The 23499-nt window shown below is 56.2% G+C and carries 21 protein-coding genes; 12 read left to right on the top strand and 9 right to left on the bottom strand.

Going from position 1 to position 23499, the window contains the following annotated elements:
• Positions 1-80 precede the first annotated feature (80 nt).
• On the top strand, positions 81-2324 hold the full coding sequence (locus tag M8010_RS01615; protein WP_250087169.1) for an NADP-dependent isocitrate dehydrogenase: 2244 nt from the start codon (positions 81-83) through the stop codon (positions 2322-2324).
• A gap of 100 nt (positions 2325-2424) precedes the next feature.
• Here the strand turns inward: M8010_RS01615 and M8010_RS20010 are convergent, their stop codons facing one another.
• Positions 2425-4491 (bottom strand): putative bifunctional diguanylate cyclase/phosphodiesterase, encoded by a 2067-nt coding sequence (locus tag M8010_RS20010; RefSeq protein WP_250087166.1) that lies wholly within the window; start codon positions 4489-4491, stop codon positions 2425-2427.
• 246 nt (positions 4492-4737) lie between these two features.
• Between M8010_RS20010 and M8010_RS01605 the strand changes: the two genes are divergently transcribed.
• Both M8010_RS01605 and M8010_RS01600 read left to right on the top strand, forming a co-directional pair.
• A complete protein-coding gene (locus tag M8010_RS01605) occupies positions 4738-6312 on the top strand; it encodes a sensor domain-containing diguanylate cyclase (protein WP_250087164.1) in 1575 nt (524 codons plus the stop codon).
• Between the two features lie 27 nt (positions 6313-6339).
• Positions 6340-7626, top strand: coding sequence for a serine hydrolase domain-containing protein (locus M8010_RS01600; RefSeq protein WP_250087162.1), 1287 nt, complete (start codon positions 6340-6342; stop codon positions 7624-7626).
• Positions 7627-7647: 21 nt separating this feature from the next.
• Here M8010_RS01600 and M8010_RS01595 read toward each other — a convergent pair whose 3' ends face one another.
• Entirely contained in the window at positions 7648-7992 is a 345-nt protein-coding gene (locus tag M8010_RS01595; protein WP_250087161.1) for a hypothetical protein, read from the bottom strand.
• A gap of 229 nt (positions 7993-8221) precedes the next feature.
• Between M8010_RS01595 and M8010_RS01590 the strand changes: the two genes are divergently transcribed.
• A complete protein-coding gene (locus M8010_RS01590) occupies positions 8222-8476 on the top strand; it encodes a hypothetical protein (protein ID WP_250087159.1) in 255 nt (84 codons plus the stop codon).
• Here M8010_RS01590 and M8010_RS01585 read toward each other — a convergent pair.
• The gene (locus tag M8010_RS01585; RefSeq protein ID WP_250087157.1) at positions 8470-9480 is read right to left on the bottom strand and encodes an LPS-assembly lipoprotein LptE; all 1011 of its coding nucleotides are present in this window, start codon (positions 9478-9480) and stop codon (positions 8470-8472) included. The genes M8010_RS01590 and M8010_RS01585 overlap by 7 nt on opposite strands.
• Positions 9481-9660: 180 nt before the next feature.
• On the opposite strand from M8010_RS01585, the gene M8010_RS01580 reads away from it, so the two are divergent.
• From M8010_RS01580 to M8010_RS01570, 3 genes are read left to right on the top strand one after another with little or no spacing between them, the layout of a single operon-like run.
• Entirely contained in the window at positions 9661-13140 is a 3480-nt protein-coding gene (locus tag M8010_RS01580) for a response regulator (protein ID WP_250087155.1), read from the top strand.
• 40 nt (positions 13141-13180) lie between these two features.
• On the top strand, positions 13181-13732 hold the full coding sequence (locus M8010_RS01575; protein ID WP_250087154.1) for a hypothetical protein: 552 nt from the start codon (positions 13181-13183) through the stop codon (positions 13730-13732).
• Positions 13733-13778: 46 nt separating this feature from the next.
• The gene (locus M8010_RS01570; RefSeq protein WP_250087152.1) at positions 13779-14192 is read left to right on the top strand and encodes a response regulator; all 414 of its coding nucleotides are present in this window, start codon (positions 13779-13781) and stop codon (positions 14190-14192) included.
• A 23-nt stretch (positions 14193-14215) separates the two neighbouring features.
• On the opposite strand, the gene M8010_RS01565 is transcribed toward M8010_RS01570, so the two are convergent.
• Positions 14216-14485 (bottom strand): hypothetical protein, encoded by a 270-nt coding sequence (locus M8010_RS01565; RefSeq protein WP_250087150.1) that lies wholly within the window; start codon positions 14483-14485, stop codon positions 14216-14218.
• A 121-nt stretch (positions 14486-14606) separates the two neighbouring features.
• Positions 14607-14843 carry a hypothetical protein gene (locus M8010_RS01560; RefSeq protein ID WP_250087148.1) on the bottom strand — a complete coding sequence of 79 codons (237 nt, stop codon included), beginning with the start codon at positions 14841-14843 and terminating at the stop codon, positions 14607-14609.
• Positions 14844-15119: 276 nt separating this feature from the next.
• Between M8010_RS01560 and M8010_RS01555 the strand changes: the two genes are divergently transcribed.
• The gene (locus M8010_RS01555) at positions 15120-15359 is read left to right on the top strand and encodes a hypothetical protein (RefSeq protein ID WP_250087146.1); all 240 of its coding nucleotides are present in this window, start codon (positions 15120-15122) and stop codon (positions 15357-15359) included.
• Here the strand turns inward: M8010_RS01555 and M8010_RS01550 are convergent.
• Positions 15348-15860, bottom strand: a complete 513-nt coding sequence (locus tag M8010_RS01550; protein ID WP_250090082.1) for a 3'-5' exonuclease — start codon at positions 15858-15860, stop codon at positions 15348-15350. The genes M8010_RS01555 and M8010_RS01550 overlap by 12 nt on opposite strands.
• Before the next feature lie 172 nt (positions 15861-16032).
• Between M8010_RS01550 and queC the strand changes: the two genes are divergently transcribed.
• Complete coding sequence (queC, locus tag M8010_RS01545) at positions 16033-16698, top strand: 7-cyano-7-deazaguanine synthase QueC (protein WP_250087144.1); 666 nt, start codon at positions 16033-16035, stop codon at positions 16696-16698.
• Positions 16698-17354, top strand: a complete 657-nt coding sequence (gene queE, locus M8010_RS01540; protein WP_250087140.1) for a 7-carboxy-7-deazaguanine synthase — start codon at positions 16698-16700, stop codon at positions 17352-17354. Before queC ends, queE begins: the two co-directional genes overlap by 1 nt.
• A 4-nt stretch (positions 17355-17358) precedes the next feature.
• Here the strand turns inward: queE and M8010_RS01535 are convergent, their stop codons facing one another.
• From M8010_RS01535 to M8010_RS01525, 3 genes are all read right to left on the bottom strand, one after another.
• Positions 17359-18423, bottom strand: a complete 1065-nt coding sequence (locus M8010_RS01535) for an AraC family transcriptional regulator (RefSeq protein ID WP_250087138.1) — start codon at positions 18421-18423, stop codon at positions 17359-17361.
• Between the two features lie 179 nt (positions 18424-18602).
• The gene (locus tag M8010_RS01530) at positions 18603-20369 is read right to left on the bottom strand and encodes an ExeM/NucH family extracellular endonuclease (RefSeq protein WP_250087135.1); all 1767 of its coding nucleotides are present in this window, start codon (positions 20367-20369) and stop codon (positions 18603-18605) included.
• Positions 20370-20381: 12 nt separating this feature from the next.
• A complete protein-coding gene (locus M8010_RS01525) occupies positions 20382-21287 on the bottom strand; it encodes a helix-turn-helix transcriptional regulator (RefSeq protein ID WP_250087134.1) in 906 nt (301 codons plus the stop codon).
• A gap of 305 nt (positions 21288-21592) precedes the next feature.
• Here M8010_RS01525 and M8010_RS01520 point away from each other — a divergent pair, with 305 nt between their 5' ends.
• The gene (locus M8010_RS01520) at positions 21593-22879 is read left to right on the top strand and encodes an MFS transporter (protein WP_250087133.1); all 1287 of its coding nucleotides are present in this window, start codon (positions 21593-21595) and stop codon (positions 22877-22879) included.
• 164 nt (positions 22880-23043) lie between these two features.
• Complete coding sequence (gene slyA / locus M8010_RS01515; RefSeq protein ID WP_250087131.1) at positions 23044-23469, top strand: transcriptional regulator SlyA; 426 nt, start codon at positions 23044-23046, stop codon at positions 23467-23469.
• Positions 23470-23499: the final 30 nt, after the last annotated feature.

Raw genomic sequence — 23499 nt, 5'->3', positions numbered from 1 at the left:
CATTGCTCAGGTTGGGCGTTCACAAGACACCTGACCCTGCCATGACCGTCCTGAACTCACACACTAGCCTGAGGACGAAAATGACGTCATCCAAAGCCAAGATCATCTACACACTGACCGACGAGGCACCTGCTCTCGCCACCCGGTCACTTCTTCCCATCCTGGAAACCTACGCCAGGCCCGCAGGCATCGAATTCGGCACCAGCGATATCTCCCTCGCCGCCCGCATCCTGGCGCTGTTCCCCGACTATCTGGAAGAAAACCAGCGCGTACCCGACGACCTGAAAGCGCTGGGCGACTACACCAAGGACCCGGAAGCGAACATCATCAAGCTTCCCAACATCAGCGCTTCCATCCCCCAGTTGCGGGCCGCCATCAACGAGCTTAACGACCAGGGTTACAAGCTTCCCGAGTACAAGGAGAATCCGGAGACCGACGAAGAAAAGGAAATTCACGCCCGCTATTCCAAAGTACTGGGTAGCGCGGTTAACCCGGTACTGCGTGAAGGCAACTCCGATCGTCGCGCGCCGACCGCAGTCAAAGCTTTTGCTCGTAAGTATCCCCATACCATGGGTGAGTGGAGCCCGGCGTCACGCACCCACGTGGCCCACATGCGCGGTGGTGACTTCTATTCCAACGAACAGTCACTGACCCTGGACAAGGCCACCAACGCCCGCATCGTCTTCGAAAATGCCAAAGGCGAGCAGACTGTGCTGAAAAGCGAGTTGCCGCTTCAGGAAGGCGAAGTGCTGGACGGCATGTTCATGAGCTGCAAGGCCCTGCAAAAGTTCTTCGAGGATTGCATCGAAGACTGCGAGAAAACCGGCGTGATGTTTTCCCTGCACGTCAAGGCCACCATGATGAAGATCTCCCACCCGATCGTGTTCGGTCATGCGGTGAAGATTTACTTCAAAGAACTGTTCGACAAGTATGGCGAGCTGTTTGACGAGCTGGGTGTGAACCCCAACAACGGCCTGTCCAGTGTGACCGAGAAGATCAAGGAACTGCCGGAATCCAAACAGGAACAGATCCTCGAAGACCTGCACGCCTGCTACGAGCACCGCCCGGAAATTGCCATGGTGGATTCGGTGAAAGGCATCACCAACCTGCACGTGCCCAGTGACGTGATTGTGGACGCTTCCATGCCGGCGATGATCCGTAACTCAGGCAAGATGTGGGCGCGGGACAACAAGCTCAAGGACACCAAGGCGGTGATGCCGGAGAGCACCTACGCCACTATCTACCAGGAAGTGATCAACTTCTGTAAGACCCACGGTGCATTTGATCCTACCACCATGGGTACCGTACCTAACGTTGGCCTGATGGCCCAGAAGGCCGAGGAATACGGCTCCCACGACAAGACCTTTGAAATCAAGGAAGACGGCATTGTTCGTGTGATTGCCGAAGACGGCACTGTGTTGACCAATCACAAAGTCGAAAAGGGTGACATCTGGCGCGCCTGCCAGACCAAGGACCTGCCGATTCGCGACTGGGTCAAACTGGCGGTTAACCGTGCCCGTGCTACCGGTATGCCGGCACTGTTCTGGCTCGACGACGAGCGGCCGCACGATGCCCAACTGATCAAGAAAGTCGAGATGTACCTGAAGGAACACGATACCGAAGGCCTGGATATCCTCATCAAGTCACCGGTCCGTGCCATCCGCTGGACCATGGAGCGACTGATTCGCGGTCTCGACACCATCTCCGTAACCGGCAACGTGCTGCGTGACTATCTCACCGACCTGTTCCCGATCCTGGAGCTGGGCACCAGCGCCAAGATGCTCTCCATCGTCCCGCTGCTCAACGGCGGTGGCCTGTATGAGACCGGCGCCGGCGGTTCCGCACCCAAGCATGTTCAGCAGTTGTTGCAGGAAAATCACTTGCGCTGGGACTCACTGGGTGAATTTCTGGCGATCGCGGTTTCCCTCGAAGAATTGGGTGAAAAGCAAAGCAACGAGCGTGCTCGCCTGCTGGGTCTGACCCTGGACAAGGCCACAGAGCGTCTGCTGGAAAACAACCAGTCGCCGTCGCGCAATACGGGTGAGCTCGACAACCGAGGCAGCCACTTCCATCTGGCCCGTTACTGGGCGGAAGAACTGTCGAAGCAGGACGACGACAAGGATCTGAAAACCTTCTTCGAAAAGCTGTCCAAGCAGCTCGAAGACAACAAGGACAAGATCCTGGAGGAAATGAGCGTGATCCAGGGCCAGCCCGCGGACATCGGTGGTTACTACCACCCGCCCGCAGAAAAGGTTTGCAAGATCATGCAGCCGAGCGATACCTTCAACAAGATCCTGGCCGACGCCCGGGCATCCGTGAAGTAATCCAGTGTCGGGCAATCCGGGCGTTTCGCCTGGTTGCCTGAACAAAAAAGCCGGACAGCCTGCGAGGGCTCTCCGGTTTTTTTTGGTTCTGGATACAGCGCTATTCTGCCGGGGCTGGATCGAGAGCTCTGGAAAAGGTTCGAAGGTCTGCCAGTGGCAGAGCCCGTGAATACCAGAAGCCCTGGTAAGCCGTGCATCCGAATTGCTGCAATAATCTGAACTGTTCCTCGGTTTCCACCCCCTCGGCTACCACACTCATTCCCAACTCCGTAGCCATTGACAGGGTTCCACGGGTGATGGCGGCATCACGATCATTGGAAGTAATGCCATTAACAAACGTACGGTCGATCTTGATTTTGTTAACCGGCATGTCACGCATGTAACTGAGGCTTGAGAATCCGGTGCCGAAGTCGTCGATGGCGACTTCAATACCCAGGCTCCGGATTTCCCGCAATTGCCGGATAACATCCTTCGGGTCGTTCAGAAAAACGTTCTCGGTAATTTCAACGCAGAGCTGGCCTGGCGCCAGCCGGTATTGATCATTAAGACGAGCCAGTCGTTCAATCAGATTGTGGCGATGGAACTGCAGTGGCGAGAGGTTTATGGAGATGCTTGTCACACCAATTTCAGCCAGTTCCGCTGCCCTGGAAAAGGCCTCCTGCATGACCCATTCACTGATGGGAAGAATCTGCCCTGTGCGCTCCGCCAGAGGTATATATTCGGCAGGCGAGATATAGCCGCGGTCGGGGTGATTCCAGCGAATCAATGCTTCAACCCCGGCGATGGCCAGGTCGTTATTGAACAGAGGCTGGTAGAACAGTTCGAACTGGTTGGTGGCCAGTGCTTGCTGAAGTTGCTGGCGTAATGCGACTTCGTGCTGCACGCGGCGGTCGAGGGTCTGGTTGAACCATTGCCAGTTGTTGCCACCGAGCTTTTTGGCCTCGTACATCGCCATGTCGGATTGCTGGATCAACAGCATGGAGTTATCCAGTGCGTCGCTGGCCGTTGCGATGCCAATCGCCGCAGACAGGGTGATCTCCACGTCCTCGTTCAGAAACGGCTGGGAGAACTGTTCGAGGATCAGATCGGCAATCCGGTTAATGGACTGGCGTTCAGCGGGGGCGGGCAAAATCGCGACAAATTCATCACCACCGAACCGTACCAGGGTGGAATCAGCGGGAAGGACGGCATCCAGGCGCCGGGCTGTCTGGGCCAGGATTTCATCGCCAAAGGCATGGCCCAGGCTGTCGTTGATGGGCTTGAAACCGTCCAGGTCAATGAACAGGGCATGGATGGCCAGTTGCCGGGCGCGGGCCAGATGACAAATTCCCTGCAGATGGGATTCCAGGTAAATGCGGTTGGGGAGCCCGGTCAGGGAATCGTGGCTGGCCTGAAAGGTGAGAACTTCTTGCTGTCGTATACGGTCAGTGATGTCGGTCTGGATACCAATAAAGTGTGTGACTTCGTCGCTGGCATCTCGAACCGGCGCAATGTAGAGGTCGTTCCAGAAGCTGCTGCCATCTTTACGATAATTCAGCAGTGATGTGTGAACCTCGCGCATGTCTGCAAGGCCTGCGCGAATGCTGGCAATGGCTGCGGGGCTGGTGTCGGGCCCTTGGAGGACACGGCAGTTCCAGCCAATCATGTCTTCGGTCTTGTAGCCGGTCATCCGTTCAAATGCCGGATTCACATAAACAAGCGGAAAACCGGACTTCCCGGCGTCGGCAATGGTTATCCCGCTTGACGACGCTTCCACGCTGCGCTCCAGTATGCGCAGGCGGGCTTCTGTCTGGCGTTCTCGGGTCCGGTCCCTGGCCTGCCCGTGCACACCGGTAATCTGACCGTTCACGATGATGGGAATATTGAGAATATCCAGTTGCAGGATCTCTCCGCGCATATTTTCTATCCGGATTTCGTAGCGCTGATGCTTTCCGGTCAGTGTCGCCTCGAAATAGCGACGGGTTCGTTCCAGATCCTCTGTCACGACTAGCATTTCATAATGCTGGCCCAGGATCTCTTCTTCCTTTGCCTGAATAAGGTCACAGCCTGCCTGATTGATTTGCACGAATTCGCCTGCGGGCGTCAGGGTAAACACCGCGTCGGGGTTGTGGGTGAACAATGAACGGTAATGCTGTTCGTTGTATTCGTGCGAATTCGAGTCCGGCACGTTTTGCCTCTCCGGGAACTGTCGGCTGAAACTGACGGGATGTCATGCTTCCCCTACACTAGGCCAGAAAGCGAAAAATAGCATCTCCGGTGTGTTCCGCTTCGTTAGCGGAACGTAATCAATTGCAAACTGCACTCGACGCCCAGGCTCCCAGTGACTAACTTCAGGGTATACCGTAATATTTTCTTTGTTCCCCCGGTGTGTGCACGATCGGGGACACTGCCGGCATCCGGGGATAGTATTTGAATGGAAAAGCTTAAAGGCCGCCGTGCGCCGCTGCGACGATCCTTGTGGGTTGTGGGCGTCTACCTGCTGGCGGGATGGTTATGGATAACATTTTCGGATTATCTGGCGGGGCAATGGTTTCCCGATCCGGAAACACTGCGCCGGGTACAGACCTACAAGGGCATTCTGTTTGTCCTGGTGACGGCTCTGGTGCTGTTTCTGGCACTGATGCGGCAACTCAGCAGCGACCGGACCATGTTGTCATTGCATCACCATCAACGGGAAGAAATACGGCAGCTGAACCAGTTTCGTGAAAGTGTGATTGAACGGGCAAATGTATGGATCAACGTGCTTGATCCCATGGGACGGGTCGTTCTCTGGAACAAGGCCGCAGAGGAAATCAGCGGCTACCATCGCGACGAGGTTCTGAACTCTGACCAGATCTGGCAGTGGCTGTATCCGAACGAGGATCATCGGGCAAAAATCCGTGGCTGTGCCGAGGATATTCTTCGGGATGATGGTGAAGTAGTCGGTTATGAAACCCGGATTACCACCAAGGGGGGCCGTAAGCGGCTGCTGTCCTGGAATTCCCGCAGCCTCCGGAATGATGAGGGTGAAATTGTCGGCTCCATAGCCATTGGCCAGGACATTACCGACATTCGTGAGGCGGAGACCACCATTCGTAAGCGTGAACGCCAGTTGTCCACGCTTATGGACAACCTGCCCGGCATGGCCTACCGCTGTTGCTATGATGAGCACTGGACCATGCTGTTTGTATCCAGCGGATGCCGCGATCTGACCGGGTACGAACCAGACGAGGTTGTGAACAACGAACGCGTCAGTTTTGCTGAACTGATTGCCGATGACAGCAAGGATACTATTTTGAGGGCGGTTGAGTCCGCTATTGGTAACGCCGAACCGTTTTCTATCGAATACACCATTATTCGCAAGGATGGCCGGCGTATCTGGGTCTGGGAGCGGGGGAGAGCGGTCGAGGATAATGGCGACCTGGTGCTGGAAGGGATCATCCTCGACATCTCTGATCGCAAGGCGCTTGAAGACGAATTGTCGGAGCTGGCAATACGGGATCCACTGACGGGTTTGTTTAACCGCCGTGAAATGACACGGTTACTGGATGAAGAGATTGCCCGGGCCGAACGCTATGGCCGCGCCCTGTCACTGCTATGGATCGACTTTGACCATTTCAAGAATATCAACGACGACCATGGCCATGCGGCTGGCGATTCGGTATTGAAAGCGACCAGTGCCCTGTTGGCGGACAGCGTTCGCAGTGTCGATGTGATTGGTCGTTTCGGGGGAGAGGAGTTTGTTATTCTGCTGCCGGAAATGGACCGCTTGGAAGCAAGTGAAACCGCCGAACGTCTGCGCAGGCTGATCAGTGAAACACCACAACCGCTGGGCAATGGCAATACAGTGCGGCTGACTATCAGTATTGGCATTTCAGTGTTTCCGGACAATGGCACTGATTCCCGCGCCCTCTGTGCTGCGGCCGACACCGCCATGTACCAGGCCAAATCGAGTGGTCGCAATCGGGTGGTTCTGGCGCGCTTGGCTCAAGAAGCCCATAATCCGTAGATAAATACCATAATCAAAGGTTAAGCGATGAATCGACTTGCCCGCCGTGCCCTTCATACCTGTGCCGTTCCCGATGATCTGGCTTCCGTGATTTACCGAGATGCGGAAGGAGAGATGCCGGAGCGGGCGGGCGTGAACCCGGAGGTAGTCGAGGACATCTGGCGCAGTGTGGAAAAGCTCTACCGTACCGGCGTGCATCCCGGGCTGCAGCTGTCCGTCAGACACCGGGGCGAACAGATTCTGCACCGGGCCATCGGCCATGCCACAGGTAACGGCCCTGGCGATAGGCCTGGAGCCATAAAAGTACCGATGACCACGGATACCCCCATTTGCTACTTTTCCGCCTCCAAAGCCGTTACCGCACTGTTGATGCATCTCCTGGTTGAGCAGGGGCTGGTCAACCTGATGGATCCTGTGTCCTATTACTGCCCGGAGTTTGCAGGCGGAGGTAAACGCACGATTACCGTCCATCAGATTCTTTCCCACCGTGGTGGTATACCGGCAATTCCGCGGGAAACGCCTATCGACGTTCTATGGGACAGGGATGAAATCTGGCGGTTGCTTTGTGAGGCAAAACCGGTGGAAGTGGATGGTGCCAAGGTGGCTTACCATGCCATCACTGGTGGCTTTGTGTTGCAGCGGGTGCTCGAAAAAGTCACTGGCGACAGCATTGAAGCCTTTATTGACCGCTACATCCGCAAGCCGATGGGCATGCGATGGTTTACCTACGGCATTGCTTCGGAGCATGTCTCGGAACTGGCGACCAACTACGCCACCGGGCCAACTCCGCGCTTCCCGGTATCGTGGATTGTCAATCGTGCCCTGGGCGGTGATATCCGCACCGTGGAAAGGGTGGTGAATGACCCGCGCTTCCAGGAAGCGGTGATTCCGGCCGGTAACCTGTGTGGAACAGCGGAAGAAATGGGCCGGTTTTTCCAGATGATGCTTAACGGCGGAGTCTGGAATGGCAAGCGGATCTGTAGCGAAATGACCGTCAGGCGGGCGATTCAACAATTCGGATCATTGCAGATCGACCGCACAATGATGATCCCTATGCGCTTCAGCGCCGGCATGATGCTTGGTGGCAATCCCATGGGGTTATGGGGCCAGAACAGCCGTTATGCCTTTGGGCATGTGGGCCTGATCAACAAGTTGTGCTGGGCGGATGCGGCGCGGGATATTTCCGTCAGCCTGCTCAATACCGGTGTACCGATTGTTGGCCACCACATACCTGCGCTTGCGCGTTTCATCTACACGGTCTGTGATCGGTTTCCATTGATTCCTGAAGCCCAGCGGCCGTTGGTAGCGGCCTGAACGTCCCCATGTCTGGCGGTCTCACATGGTGGCCAATTGGGCCTCAAGAATGCCCAGCACAGACGACAGGATGTCGCGGAAATCTGTCAGTGTCTGGGTTCTCTGAATGACATCTTCCCGGTTTTCATCCAACCGCTCCAGCTTGGGCACTACCCGCCTTATACCCTCGGTGATCACTTCGTACGGATAGTGGTGGTCCATAATGCTGAGCTTGTTCAATTCCGCCACTTCCTGGCTGAAGATGCTGATAATGTCGTACAGCATATCCTTGTGATGAATGGAGCTGGCTTCCCAGTAGGCATCATCTAGCAGTTCCAGTAGGGAGAGATATTCCCGCAGTGTGTCGGCGACCGATGTCTGGCTCATAATTAATTGTCCTGATTCCTGAATGGATGCACTGAATGGAACTATAGCAGGGGTTTTTGCGTGTGCTTCCAGAGGTGGGCTGACCCCACAGTCAAAATATATGAAACTCTATTCATTTTTATTGAAGTTTGTCTGACAGTTGTGCAGTATTATGTAGAACCTCGCGATAACGCATGGAACCAGAGGTCTCGGCGTATTGATCATTAATACTCAATGGAAGAGGACGATCATGGACAAAAGCCCGCATATACAGCCCTGGCCGGAGCAGCTTCGCCCGGTTAAGCTCGACCATCACGACAGTGTTCGCTCCCACATTTGCCAGCAGATCAGTACGGAAGTAGAGCGTCTGGAACGCCGCATCGAAACCCTGCGACTGATCAAAGCCCCCCATGCAGCCATCATGATCTCCACCTATGAGCGGATGATCGACCGCAAAAAGGGCTTTCTCAGGAACTGGAACATGCAGGAAAGTGCCGGTTACTGACGCTGTTCGATGCCTTCAGAGTGATAGAGAATGGCTTCGCTGCCAATCTGCTGGTTGCCGCAGTGCTCCGGATTCGGGGAAGACGTTTCTGTTTCCTCGTCCACGTTGTTGGGTTCCTCGCCCTTTGAGGTGAAAATCCGCACCTCTGAATCCAGGTAATCCACCACGACCCGGATGCAATCCGGTTCTTCGTTCTGGACTGTAATACCGGAGGTTTTCGTCAGTGACAGAGTGTCTTTCTGATCGCCTACGAATTCCTTTCTCAGTTCTGCATTACCCAGTTCCCTTCCCGTCAGGCTGGTTGCTGAAAACTCCGGCTGGTTGTAGCCACTGACGGAGAAATCCGGGCCATGAAAACGGCCGCTCCAAAGCGCACTTCTGACTTCCGGAGGATTGCTGTCGCCGTCTTCCGGTTCCCTGGCAATAAACTGGGTAGCACGGAAGATCTTGTTCATCCGTGGGTTGCTGGTCCAGTCCAGAAGGGTATAGACCCAATGCTCATCCGGACCGGGTTCTCCGCCATTATTGTTCCCGGTTTCAGTGAAGCGGATCAGCGCATTCGTGTCAGGGGTGTTATACCGTGCCCCTTCACCTTCAGTGATGCTGTCCTGCATCAGCCGACGGCCCTGATTGAAGTTGTCGACCTGATTGGAGGCAATCACATGGTGCAGCAAATCCAGTGGATTGCGGGCGCTGGAGTAACTGGTGCCATCGTCAGTGGCGGTGAGGCCCATCAACAAGTCCAGACGTTCACGGAGTTGGGCGGCAACACCCTCGTCATCTTCGCCATCAGCGGGCTCAAGTCCGCGGTAGAAGTCGAAGAAAATGGTTCGTGGCAGGATCTCGGGCAACCCTTCCTGGTTCCTGAGCTGGAAGCTCTTGAAAGATAGAGAAACACTCTCGGCCGGGTTGCGAAAATTGCTCCCTGAAGACGATTCCGGCCCACAACCGGCCAGAAACAGCGCCATTAGCGGTATGGTGGCTAAAATGCAGGAATGTCTCATTTCATGTGACCCCGAGGTGCGTATTCGTCAGTAAAACGCTAAAGTGTTTGGCGGTGTTGCCGCTAAAACCTCCGGCCACCCGCATGACAGCTGACAATAAATCAAATAACAGGCATCTGCCCTCGCGGAGATCACATTTTGCAGCAATGGAAATGTCACGTCCGGTGGCTCAGGAGTCTGATGCTTGTGCTACTGGCTGTTGTCATCCCCGCTTCGGTTATGGCGCAGGAGCGCTGTCAGGACGGCGAAATCCGGCTGAACGACGCTACCGCCAGTGTGCGCGACCTCGGTAGTTGTATCTGGTATCTGGAAGACCCCGAGCATAATCTGAGTTTCAATGACATCGTGGGTGATACCGCCGCAACCTTTACCCGCCACGAGGGCGGAGTGCTGAATTTCGGCTATACAGAGTCTGCCTTCTGGGCCCGGTTTGACCTGCAGGTAGGTGCCGGTGCCGCCCTGACTGACTGGATCCTTGAGCTGGCACTGCCTCTGGTGGATGAAGTGGTGCTTTACGTGGTCCAGAACGGTGAACTGGTGGCGCAGCGCCGCGCCGGCTACCAGGGTGACTGGTCCGGGCGTGACCTGGCGGTGCCCAATCCCACGTTCAGGTTGTCCCTGGAGCCGGGTACCTCAACACGCATCTATCTTCGAATCACCAATACCAACACTTTTCGGCTGCCGATCACACTCTGGCATCCGGATGCCTATATCGAAAAAGTGTCGGTGGACGAAGCCGTGCGCGGCATCCTGCTGGGCAGCATTCTGGCTATTCTGGCCTATAACCTGTTTGTTGCAGTCGCCGTGCGGGAGCGCAGCAATATCTACTATGTGCTCTACCTGGTATCTGCCACGGTGTTCATTGCCACTGAACAGGTGCATGGCATTCAGCTCCTGGAAGAGCGTCCTGCTCTCCTGAACAAGGAATATCTGCACTACCAGATCATCATGACCTGGTTCTGGGGCCTGCTGATGGCCCGCTCACTGCTGGAAACCCGGGAGCGATCGGCAGATCTGGACAAGGTTATCCAGCTTTGCCTGTACTCCATTATCGCGACTTTTGTGCTGTCCCTGTTTCTGCCGTATCACACGGCGATGGAGTGGATTGTACTGGCTTCGATTCTGCTCAGTATGATCCTGATTGTGGTCAGCTACCTGTCCTGGCGTTACTACAACCCGGCGGCACGATCCTACTTCTTTGCCTGGACGCTGGCGCTGGTGGGCTTCGGCATATACGGCCTCACCGTCATGGGCTATCTGCCGCTGAACATGTTCACCACCTATGCCCCGCAGTTCGGGCTGACAGCCCAGATTATCCTTTTCTCATTTGCTTTGGCTGATCGCATCAAGCAGGTCCAGGGTGAGGCGCTGGGATGGAGTCAGCGGGCTCTGGCCAACCTGCGCCGATACCAATCGTTGTTCGATAACGCCATCGAGGGTGTTTTCCAGATGTCCCTGGACCGGCGTTTTGTCACCGCCAATCCCGCAATGGCGAAACTGATGGGATACGGCAGCAGCCGTGAGCTGCTCGACCGGAATCCGGATGCGTTGGAGACCTGTTTTGCGGATGAGCGCGTGCGCCGCTGGGTGATCGGACAGTTGGAATCCCGGGGTACCGTCAAGGGTATTGAAGCGCGTTACTATACCCGTTCCGGTGAGGAGCGATGGGCGACTATTTCCCTTCACACGGTGTATGACAACGACGGCGAACCCGCCCATCTAGAGGGTACCTGTATTGATGCCACTGAACGGCACCAGCGCCAACGCATTGAACGTGAACGGGAGCAGGAACGCCTGGAGAAGGAACTGGCCCGTAACTCGGCGGAGGCCAAAAGCCAGTTCCTGGCCAACATGAGCCATGAAATCAGAACGCCGCTGGCGGCTATCATCGGTTACGGTGAAACCCTCCTTGACCCGGACCTCACAGAGCGGGAAAAACACAGCAGTGCGGAAACGGTAGTCCGCAGTGGACGGCATCTGCTGGACCTGATCAACGATATCCTCGACCACTCCAAAATTGACGCCAACAAGCTGGATGTGGATGTGGTTTCGGTCGACCTGCCGGAACTGCTGGACGAAATCCGCGCCTTTTTCGCCCCCAGGGCACGGGAAAAAGGGCTGGAGTTCCATGTTATCTGCGAATTCCCGTTGCCCGAGCAGATCGCTACCGACCCAACCCGTTTCCGGCAAATTATTATCAATCTGTGTGGAAATGCGCTTAAATTTACGGAAAAAGGGTCTATCTCCCTTAATGTCCGCTGCGATCGCAAACACTATAAGTTGGTCGCCAGAGTGGTCGACACAGGGATAGGAATGAAGCCGGAGCAGTTGGGCCGGTTGTTTGATCCCTTTGCCCAGGGCAGCGCGGCCATTGCACGGCAATACGGTGGCACCGGCCTGGGTCTGAGTATTTCCCGCCGACTTGCGGAATTGCTGGGTGGCGACATCTCGGTGGCCAGCACCTACGGTGAAGGTAGCGAATTTGAGCTATCCATTGATACCGGACCGTTGGAAGGTGTTCATTTTCTGCGCGATGCGTCGGAACTGTCACAGCGCCGGCGTGACATTCCCATGGTGGTGGCGCCCCGGTTATCCGGGCGTATTCTGTTGGCGGAAGACAACGATGTGAACCGTCGCCTGGTGTCCCTGTTGGTAAGCCGGACCGGCGCGGAACTGGTGAACGTCAATAACGGTGCCGAAGCGCTGGATCTTGCATTGCGGGAGTCGTTCGATCTTATTCTGATGGATATCCAGATGCCGGTCATGAACGGTCGAGATGCAACAGCAGCCCTTCGCGAGGCGGGTCTCAATACCCCGGTTATCGCTCTCACCGCCAATGTGATGACGGAGGACATTGCCGATTATCGGCTGGCGGGCTGCAATGATCATCTGGCCAAGCCCATCGACAAACAGCGATTTTACGAAGCGCTGGCACGTTATATGGTGGTAAGGCCGGAGACTGAGCAGGGTGGTGCCCGCCGATACTCCGGCACAGTGCTGGTGGCCGAGGACAACGAAGACAATTGCCGGCTGGTGGAGCGAATGCTGCGGGCTCAGGGTCTGGAGGTCATTACCGTGGCCAGCGGTGATCAGGCGGTACGCAGTGCGCTGTCGGACTCCGTGCAACTGGTACTGATGGACCGTCACATGCCAGAAATGGATGGGATGGAAGCTACCCGATTATTGCGCCAGGCAGGCTTTCGCCGCCCGATCATCGCTTTTACCGCTGGAGATCAGTCCGAGAATGACGCCCTCCTGGCTGCTGGGTGCGATGGGGTGTTGAACAAGCCCATCGACCAAGACCATCTGTTGATGGTCTTGAATCGTTATCTTGTGGATGTGGATAAAGAAGATAACGCTGCCGCCAGTGATGCGGATATTGCTTATCTGGCCGAGCGCTTTCTGGACGGGCTGGGGAACCGACAAGAGTTGATGTGCAAGGCGGCCAGTGCTCTTCACCGAGAGCATCTGCAAACCGAGGCCCACCAGATCAAGGGCACAGCAGGTGCCATGGGCTACCCGGAGATGACACGACAGGCAGGTATACTGGAAGCCTGTACCAGGGCTGAACGGCCAGACTGGGACCGGGTTCACAGTGAACTGCAAACCCTGAATGACATGATCGAACTGGCGTTACAGGCCCGGGAGACACAATCATGAAGATGGGTGCCGCCACCGCCAACAACAGGAAATCCTAGTAATGAGCGAAAACCAGCCGCCTAGTGCACAGCATTCGTTGAGCATGATGTACGGTACCTATGCCGACATCCTGTTTGTTCTCTTCCCGTTTCTTGTGATCAGTATGCAACGGTTGTGGGATGGCCAGCTCTACGAAACGTTACTGCGACCGGACCTGAGCATTGCCGCATCGATACTGGCGGGTCTGGCTATCGGCAAATTCGTACTGGGCCTGGTGAGCAACCGTGATCTTGGCCGCTACAAGGAGCGCATCGTTTTCTTTATTGCCCTGACGCTGTTTCTGGTTCTCGGGCCAGCCATCATCCTGATGCTCAGTATAACCGGCAACCGTGAAGTGCCCGGCTTTGTCGCTTTTGTACAGCCCATTCTGCTGATCATTGCCATTTCCCTCTACACGACCGCGGTGAGTATCAGTAATATTCTTACCCGATCCGTGCCGGATTCTGCCGGTCATGGCGGCATGCACCCGGATAGTGGTGATAAATGGGAGCCTGAAACCGTGAAGCATGAGCCGCTGGCGATCCCAAGACGAACCGGTGATGATCCCCTCTGAGGCACAGGGTAGTGCCCGGGTATCAAACAGAATCAGGAGGCAGGGTATGAACGATCTCAGAATACTGGTGGTGGAAGATGAACCGGTCATGAGGGAGAGGCTGGTGGGTATGTTATACAACGCCGGTGCGACCACGGTGGTTGAGCGGGAAGACATTGCCGGTGCCCGTGCGGCTTTTGGTGAGGCTGAGTTTCAGATCATCCTGCTGGACCTGGGGCTTCCGGATGGCAACGGTCATGAACTGATGAAAGAGTTCAAGGCCGCAGAAAGAAACCAGCATATCGTGCTGGTGACCGCGGACGATTCCATTGACAGTATCCAGAAAGCCATCAGTGCCGGAGCTAACGGTTACGTGGTAAAGCCTTACTCCCAGGAGAAGATTTACGACGTGGTCAATAACTATGCGATGGTGCACAGCGGGGACTCCGCCATGCTCGAGGGCCTGAACCGTCAGCACTGACGGCCCGGCCCGGAAGTACTTCGTTACGCGACCTGCCGCGCGATCCAGGAATTGTAGCGGTTAGCAAGCGCCCTCAGGTACCGGGCTTCAGCATCGTTGGTGTTGCCCAGCACACCTTTGAAGATCCAGCCCCTTTCGTACAAGCCGAGTACCCGCTGTTCGTCATCCAGGTTGACTCGCTGATTCAGTTTTTTGCAGATTGCATCCAGCAGCGGCAGCTTTTCGGGGCGCCTGATGGGCCCAATGCGGCTGCTTGCCGGCTGAGTTGCTGCTTTTGTTGGATGTCTCTTCATGATCTTCTCCTTGTGGTTTTGCTGCTGCAAAAACAAAACCCCGGTGCCTTGGGCAACCGGGGTTTTTGCGGAGAGGCTCGCCCGGTCGCTCCAATGGCTCCCGGGACTGGACCGAAAGCCGTCAGATAGTCTTCACCATGATGTGTGTGCACTTCCCGTTGTTCCGGTGTGCGGTGGTTTCAAGCACTGCGATCACTGAATGCTCCTGATTTCTGGACATATCTTCGGGCTCTTTGCCGGTGGATTCACCGGTTACTCTCGCTTCGGTACTGCTACCAGTGTATCGCTTGCCAAAGGCTTTGCAATAGGCAAAGTGCTTCGGCAAACCCCTACAGACGCCGCCGGAAAACCTGATCATAATTCGTTCCGTCACGTGTTTTACGTTGTGCAATCCTCTGGTGCTCACCATTTATCAGTGACGCACTGAATGGATCTCTCCTTTATACGCAGCCCAACGGGCTGCGTTTTTTTTTCGACTCCGTAAATTTTTCTGATGCAGTCGGCCGCGTGCAACGGCCCATTGTGGAAACCCCGTAGCCACTAGTTCGTACAGACGTCCCGGTATTTTTTGGTGATAATTCGTACACTAACTAACTTTCAATATTGCCAGATTCAGAGGTTGAAACCGAAGCAAATGTCCGATGAAAACGGATCAGCACAAGCCAGACTCCAGATACATGCCATAGTTGAAGTTGTTTTGCTGCTGGTGTTGGTTGGCTATATGGTCCTTGCCCAGAGCAAGATTGTAGGAGATGATTTTTCGTTCACCGTTGTCGGAGCCGCGCTGATGGCGCTGGTTACCTACTGGACGCTGAATACGTTGCGGGACGGACTGGAAGTGATTGCGGCCAGAACCGGTCGCTCAAAGCACTGAGCCAGAAGCGAGCAGTTGAATATCTTCCCAGGTTTTATGCAGTATCAGGGCGTCGTTGGCGGCACGGTGTACGGGTAGTCCGAGCTGGTTGATCACCTGCTGGCGAGAGGACGCCCATCGCCTTACCTGGTCGGCATCCAACAGCATGGAAACGGACTCAAGCTGAAATTTCGCCCGCATGTTGGCCGCGCGGAACAGGCGATGGAGCCAGAAACTGTCGAAAGTCCAGGCATCACAGAACACCTGGCCGGAAAGCAGATCATTCAGGCTGGCCGCCACCTCGGAAACTGACAGGCCTTCCTGTTCCAGGGTCTGCCGGGTAATACCATGAATCTTTTCCGCACTTTCCGACCAGTCCTGCCAAAGGACATGGGGTTGAATGAGCCAGCTGTGCAGCGTGCCATCCGGTAAGCAGATACCGACCTCAATGGGGTAACTTGAGATCAGATCAAGGCTCGAAGCCTCGAAATCAATAAACGCTGGACTGGATTCAGGTGTCATTCCGTCAGATGTTTCGTTGATGAACTGTTTGATGAGTTTACCCGCCCACTCCCGCAGACGCGAACCCATGATGGCTTTGCACTGTTACAATATGTCCACGGATGTTAGTCCACTCATGTTTCAGATCCCTTAAAGGCCCTGTTGGCCGTGGGAACAGAACCGGAATTCCCTGATGACCGATACCGTTGTTGTAATCTACTCTGGGGGCATGGACTCGTTTACCCTGCTCCATCTCGCCCGTGCCCGCGGATACAACGTTCACGCCCTGTCGTTCGATTATGGCCAGCGTCATGTCCGTGAACTGGAATGTGCGCGGCGTGAATGCTCCGGGCTGGCGATTCCCCACAAGGTAATCGATATTCGCGCCCTTGCCGGGGTTATGGCCGGGTCTGCGTTGACCGACAATCTCGCTGTGCCTGAAGGGCACTACGCAGAAGAGAGCATGAAAGCCACCGTGGTGCCCAATCGCAACATGATCCTGCTGTCGCTGGCCACCGGTTATGCGGTCACCGCCGGAGCGGTGGCTGTCTGGTATGGCGCTCATGGGGGAGATCACGCCATTTATCCTGATTGCCGGCCGGAGTTCGTGGAAAAAATGGACGCTGTTTGCCGGGTGGCCAATTATGAGCCGGTTGGTATTGATGCGCCATTTATGGGGTCTGACAAGGGAGCCATCCTGGCGGAAGGTGTGAAAATGGGGCTCGATTACAGTAATACATGGACGTGCTACAACGGCCGTGAAAAAGCCTGTGGCCGATGTGGCTCCTGTGTGGAGCGCCTGGAGGCTTTTGCCAACAACGGCCTGTCAGACCCGTTGCCTTACGAGGAAGCCAGCTGATGTATCGGGTGAAGGAGGCGTTCTACACGCTGCAGGGGGAAGGTGCACAAGCTGGCAGGGCTGCGGTATTCTGCCGCTTCAGTAAATGTAACCTGTGGACTGGCCGGGAAAAAGACCGGGCCAGCGCGGTGTGCAATTTCTGCGATACGGATTTTGTCGGAACCGATGGTCAGAATGGTGGCCGGTTCGAGACCGCAGATGCGTTGGCTGCCCATGTACGTAGTCTTTGGCCGGACGCGCCGGGGCAACCCTATGTGGTGTGTACCGGCGGCGAGCCCCTGCTGCAACTGGATGAGGAACTGGTCGATGCTTTCCACCGGGCCGGCTTCGAAGTGGGTGTGGAGACCAACGGCACTTTACCAGCGCCTGCTGGTATCGACTGGCTGTGTGTCAGCCCCAAGGCCGATGCACCGGTGGTGCTGCGCCAGTGTGATGAACTGAAAGTGATCTATCCCCAGCCGTTGGCCATGCCCGAGCGTTTTACGGATATTCAGGCCCGTCACTACTTTCTTTCTCCTATGGCGTCGCCAACACTTCCGGAAGGCGAGTCAGATCCCGTCAAACAGAGCAATACCCGCAAGGCGACCGATTACTGCCTGGCCCATCCGCAGTGGCGACTGACCCTGCAAATGCACAAGATTATCGGCATCGACTGACCGATCAGGCCATCGCCCGGATGGAGCCTGTGGCTGCAGGTGCTGCCCGTTCCCGGTGACGGTACTGGCTGGGGCTCTGGCTAGTCCAGCGTTTGAAGGCGCGGGTGAAATTGGCGGCGTCGGCGTAACCGAGCGCATCGGCAATCTGGCTCAGATTCATGGTGGTTTTTTCCAGCAGTTCACCGGCCCGCTCCAGCCGTACCTGGTCTACCAGATGCTGGAAGCTTGCCTCTTCCGCCTGCAACCGGCGCTTGAGAGTTCGCTCGGAGACAAACAGTGTGGCGGAAACTCGCGCCAGTTTTGGTGGAAAAGGATGGCTGGTTTCAATCACCCGTCGTACCCGGCAGGCGAAGCCTGCATCCTCGGTAAGCAGTCGCAATGCTTCTTCACATTGTGCTCTTGATGAGGCTGCCAGATGGTCGTCGGTAAAACGAATTGGCAATGCCAATTGTTGGCGCGGAATTACTATGGCGTCTTCGGTGGCGCCATAGACCACCGGCACTGGAATCTGCCGGCGGAAGCGATAGAAATAAGCGGGTTCCGGACCACGACGGTGGATGGAGGACCCGGCCACTGGCGCTCCCGTGAGCTGGGCACCCATCGACGCGCAACCAAACAGCATGGCGTCCATGATAAAACCCTGGAGTGGTCCCAGATCGATGTCGCAGGCAATGGCAAAAACCGCCTGGTCTCCCTGCTGGCGACCGCTGACCTGAAGATGTGGGGCCCTCAGGGTCAGGTAGCGGGTCATCAGCTCAAGGGCCTCTTCCAGAGTGCGGCTGCTCATTACAGCCGTTCCCAGGGCTCCGTGCAGCGGTAGCTTCAGTTCCCGTGCCAGCATGATGCCGAGCCCTGGTTCGCCACTTTCGATGATGGCACGGGTAACGAACTCACTGGCCTGGGACTGGCTTACCCGCAGATTCGTGGATTGCAACCGCACCGGGTCAAAGCCGACACGCCTCAGCAGCGCCTTCTCGTCAACTCCGATGGTGCGTAACAGCTCCGCCAGCAAATGCAGATAAATGGCCGGCATGCCCAGATCCTGAGTGGTTGATACTGAGGCGCGCATGGAATTTCCTCACGGTTCCTGTTGTTGTTATCTCTGGGATGAAACGTCTTGCATGATTATGACCTGTACCGCCTCGGCACCCCATGACTTCGCTGACGGGGCAATGGGATATGTAGGCCAATTAACGGCTCGTGCAGGGCTGTCTGCCCAGGAGCAGTGGCCGCGGAGCACGGTTGCAGTCAGAGGGCGAAGTCGGTTATGACGGGATTATGGTCCGAAGAGCGCCAGGGTTGGTCTGCGGCAACCGGAACGGGGCCCTTGTAACCCAGCGCCCGGGGTTCGTCGGCATTGATTGACCAGGCTGTGGCGCCGACAAGCCGTCTGGCGAGTCCCTCCGATATCAGGCTGTAATCAAGGGTGCCGCTGCGTCCCCGGTAGCGATAACTGGTCTGGTTGCAGGCAGTTTGGTCGCAGTTTTGAAACTGTCGAACGGCATTGATGTAGCCCGCTTCCGCCATCAACCGCAGCGGCGTTTCCCTCGCGTAGCTGTTCATATCGCCGGTGATCAGGGTGCCGGCCAGGTTGCCGTATTGTGGCAGTGACTCGATCCAGTGGAGGATGGCCCGGGTGGCCTCTTCACGGCTGTGACTGTAGCAGCCCTGACCGTCGTTCTGGTCTCGGTCGGGGCCTTTGGCGCCACGACAGGCTTTGGATTTCAGATGGGGCACGATAATGCGTAAGGCGCGGTCTTCGTTCGCCAGCCGGAATACCTGGGCAACCGGGGGCCTGCCGCGGTGACTGAAAGGTGCTGAGCTCAGGCGGTGGGCCCCACCCTGGGGCGTTACCCGGTCACTGCGATAAAGCAGGTCGGTGCGAATCGCATCACTTCCGGCTTTGTTGTCTGCTTCCACGTAACGCCAGTGCTCTCCCAGGGCATTGGTCAGATCGACTATTGCACTGTGGCGGCCATAGCCGTCATTTTCCAGTTCTGTCACCGCAATGATGTCAGGATCCGGAGCTTTCATCGCAGTTACCAGCCTGCTCAACTGCTGTTCGAATTGCCTGGCGGATTTTGCTCCGCGTGGGGCGGGAAATCCTCCGCCCCGGCCATCGCCGTTAAAAAGATTTCCCAGGTTCAGGGTGACTATTCTAAGCATTGCAGATTCTGGCCGAGGCGGCGCGTCAGGGCGGGGATTCGCGATCTGGAACACAGGTGGTGACAGTGGTTGTATTCGCCAGGCATCGAATCGGAAATCCAGGATTCCTGAAAGCTGGTTTACGCGGTCACCGGCGCGAATCGTGTTGTCTGCGGAGAGTGTCCCCGCTGGCCAGGGCACTGGCCGGGGATCCCTTTCGCCTTTGCCATCGTCAAGTAGCACCCGGTTTCGTTGCTGAGAGTGGAAAAGTGCTTGGGCAGGGGGCCCGGGATCCATGATTTCCGTGGGGATGATCTGGTCAGTGGCCGCAAGCGTGAGTTCGCCGTAGCGGGCAAGGTTATAGTGATCAATCACGGTCAGATTACCCGAGATGGTAACCAGCATGTTTTCAAAATGTTCCGGGCTCTGGCCATCCGGCCAGGGCAGCCTGACGGAAACGGGTTCTGGCATATGGCCGGGGCCGCACACCAGCAGGGTGTCTACGTCAGTGAGTTCGGTAAGGCCATGAAATTCCTTTACCCGCCCGGATACCCGCACCCTTTGGCCCTGGCTGCCCGCAGAGCGGCCAGTGTAGACGAAAAGCGCTTCGGAGGTTTTCGGGTTGTTGTCGGTTTCGTCGTCGGCCTGCTGCAGGTAAAAACCACGGAATCCGTCCTTGTGGCGGGCATCCATGGTGATCACTCCCTCCACGGTGACGCTCTGGCCGGCGAGTGGTGAATGGGCACCTTCTCCCTGAACTCCAGAGACCGCTGTAGCGGAGGCCCCGCAACCCTCTGCCGCGGCAATAACCGGCAGCCAAAGCGAGAAGGCAGCGGCAAATAGCTTTTGAATGGAAGCGCGGAGTGTCATCACCCGCGCAGTCTAGCAGAGCCCCGCCACCGCTTTAATAGCTCTCTCTCGGGCGGACTCGGCGATGCCAAGCTGCTCCTCGTTGGCCAGTTCCAGCTGTTGTACCATCGGGTCCGGATGCCGACTGTCGCTGTCCAGCCCGAGACGTGAAAGCACATAAGGCGCCAGGGCTGCCCGGGTGGTGAGCTCCAGGTAGCTGTCACGCATGCCATAATCGGCAGCAATGATCTCCTGTTGTGTCTTATTCAGCCGGCTGTCAGGCACCATCACCAGAGAAACCTGGCGGTTCCAGTCATCGTCGTGTTGGCTGGTATGGCGGCTACGTTGGCGAATGGTTTCCGGCTTGCCACGGAAGCGGCTGAGGGCAAAATCCCGGAACTCACGGTTGGAGTCACACCAGGCGCGCAAGTGCCAGCTCTGCCCGACGCAGACCAGGGTGTGGGGCTCAAGTGTTCGCTGCGTGACTCCTGCCGGGCTGAGAGATGCGTATTCTGCTTTCATCACTCTGCCGTGACGGGTAGCGGAAACAGCCGCCCTCATGACTTCCGGTTTTACGATGCGCTGCGGGCCGCGAACAATGGTGCTGTCCGGAAAGCTGAGGTTCAGCGATTCGAAGGTGTCACTGAGGCTGTCCTGTCGTGCCAGCAGATCCTGATACTCGCTGGCATGGCCGGTAGTGACCACTGGGCTGAAATTCGACGAAGGTATGTAACCTTTCAAATGACGGTCGTAAACCAGATTATCTGGCGCCAGTTCCCGCAGGTAGGTGTTAATATCCTTGGAAGCCTGCTGTCGCCCTATGCCAAAACTGTGGCATATGTGGTTGGTAGTGAGCCGTCCTTCCCAGAGGGCGATAATTTCAATCAGCCGGTAGCGAAGCAACAGATCCCACCGAATGGGCCAGTCCGTTTTTTTCATAACCAGGCGCTCATGGTTAGTGTGGATTGCATGAGTTGAGAGACTCGTGGTTTAAAATGGCCAGTATTAATAGCTGCCTCATGTTAACCCCTCGGGCCGTCTGCGTGTGTTACGTCACCTTAATGTAAAATAATGTTAAATCCGATGGCTGCAGCGCTACAAGTCGTTTCAAAACTTCGGCAAATGCGTAGTGGTGCAGTTCGCAAGGCCCTGCTTTAATTCGTTTTCGGCAATGTTCCGGTATTGCTGCTATTTTTTCACACACTGCTTTTCCATCTTTTTGCCAATACGCCGGAGCCAGTCTGATGACCCGCATGGTCACCTCACTTTCAGCCCTTATTCTCAGTATAGTCCTGCTGGTCAGTGGTAATGCCTTTTTGATGACTCTATTGGGTGTCCGTCTGAGTATCGAGGCGGTATCGCCGGATATCATTGGTTGGATTCTGGTGTGTTATTCCATTGGTTTTGTGCTGGGCACGTTGTACGTGCACCACATCATTGGCCGTGTCGGACATATTCGTGCGTTCGCAGTGTTTGCCGCCATGGCCGCGGTGTGCGCATTGCTATATCCCATGGCGGTGTCGGAACTGTTCTGGGCCCTGTTGCGTGCGCTTTCCGGTTTCAGTGTGGCCGGTGTTCTGGTGGTCATCGAAAGCTGGTTCAGCAGCCGTGCAACCAATGCCAACCGTGGTGCGTTGTTCGCGATCTATCAGATTGTTTTCTATCTTTCCGCGGCCGGTGGCCAGTTGCTGATCAATGTGGGTGAGCCTGCCTCGTTCATTCCGTTTTCGCTGGCAGCGGTGCTATTGACGCTGGCGCTGGTGCCGTTGTCCCTGACACGGATGGATGCTCCGGTAATAGAGCAGCATAAACGCCTGTCATTTTTTACGCTCGCCCGGGAGTCCTTTACAGGTGTGTCCGGAGCGCTGATCTGTGGTGTGATGATCGGCTCCTTTTATGCGTTGGGTCCGGTTTACGCCACCCTTGTCGGCCTGGAGGTCAGCCGGGTCTCGACCTTTATGGCCAGCGCGATCGTTGCAGCCATGATTCTGGCATGGCCCCTGGGCCTCGTCTGTGACCGTTTTGATCGCCGCCGTGTGATGTTCTGGGTGGCAGTGATGGCAGGCCTTTCAGCGGTAACCGTGGGTGTTTACGGTGCTGAACACATGTGGTTGTTGACCCTGATGGTGGGCCTGTTTACCGGACTGTCCGCCACGCTCTATCCGATCGCAGTGGCCATTACCAACGACCGGATGGAAAGCAGCCGTATTGTCTCCGCCAGCGCAACGCTGCTGCTGAGCTATGGCGTGGGCAGCGTTATTGGTCCTGTTGTAATGGCAGAACTGGTAGCCGTGCTTGGCCCCAAAGGCCTGTTCTTCGGTAATGCCGGATTCCTGGCGTTGCTGGCAGTGCTTACCAGTTATCGCATTAGCCATACCGAAGACGTGCTGGTGGCCGATCAGGAGCACTTTATCCCTGCCATGCCCGAGACCTCTGCGGTACTGACGGAAATGGATCCGCGCAACGAGGAGTTTCAGGAGTCACCGGAAGTGGTGGAGATGAAGGAAGAAGAGCTGCGCCAAACCGGCTGATCATTTCAATCTCTCGGTTTTCCCCGATTCTGTTTTGCCTTGCATATCTGTTTTTATGTCAATGGTTAGCTTACTATTGGTGACGCTATTCATTACTGCAACGTTCAGCAGTTGCATTCGTTATAATTGTAAGTTGTTGATATCCTTTACCGGAGTTTCGGACCATGAGAGATCAGTTTCCCTTTGCCGTCGCCAGAGTAACCCGGCGCTGGCGCAAGTTGCTGGACGAGCGCCTTAAAGACCTGGGTGTGACCCAGGCTCGCTGGACCACGATGGTCTACCTGCAAAAAGGCGGGGAAGGCTTGACCCAGCGCGAACTCGCTCGCCTGATGGCTATAGAGAACCCGACTCTGGTGCGGTTGCTGGACAGCCTTGAACAGCAGGGTCTGATTGAGCGCCGGCCCTGCCCGAATGACCGTCGTGCCCGCCGCCTCCACCTGACACCCGACGGCACAGAGTTCATGAATGTGCTGACGGAACGAGCCGCGAAGCTGCGTGATGAAATGCTGGAAGGCATCAGTGACGAGGACATCGAGAGTGCGGTGGCAGTCTTCCACAAGATCATGGATAACGCCGAGCGCCAGAAATAACCGTGTCTGTCCGGTTGGAGGTTTGTCGAT

Source organism: Marinobacter sp. ATCH36 (genome assembly GCF_023555055.1).
In the GTDB taxonomy this organism is placed as follows: domain Bacteria; phylum Pseudomonadota; class Gammaproteobacteria; order Pseudomonadales; family Oleiphilaceae; genus Marinobacter.
This window is presented reverse-complemented; position numbering and strand designations above follow the sequence as displayed.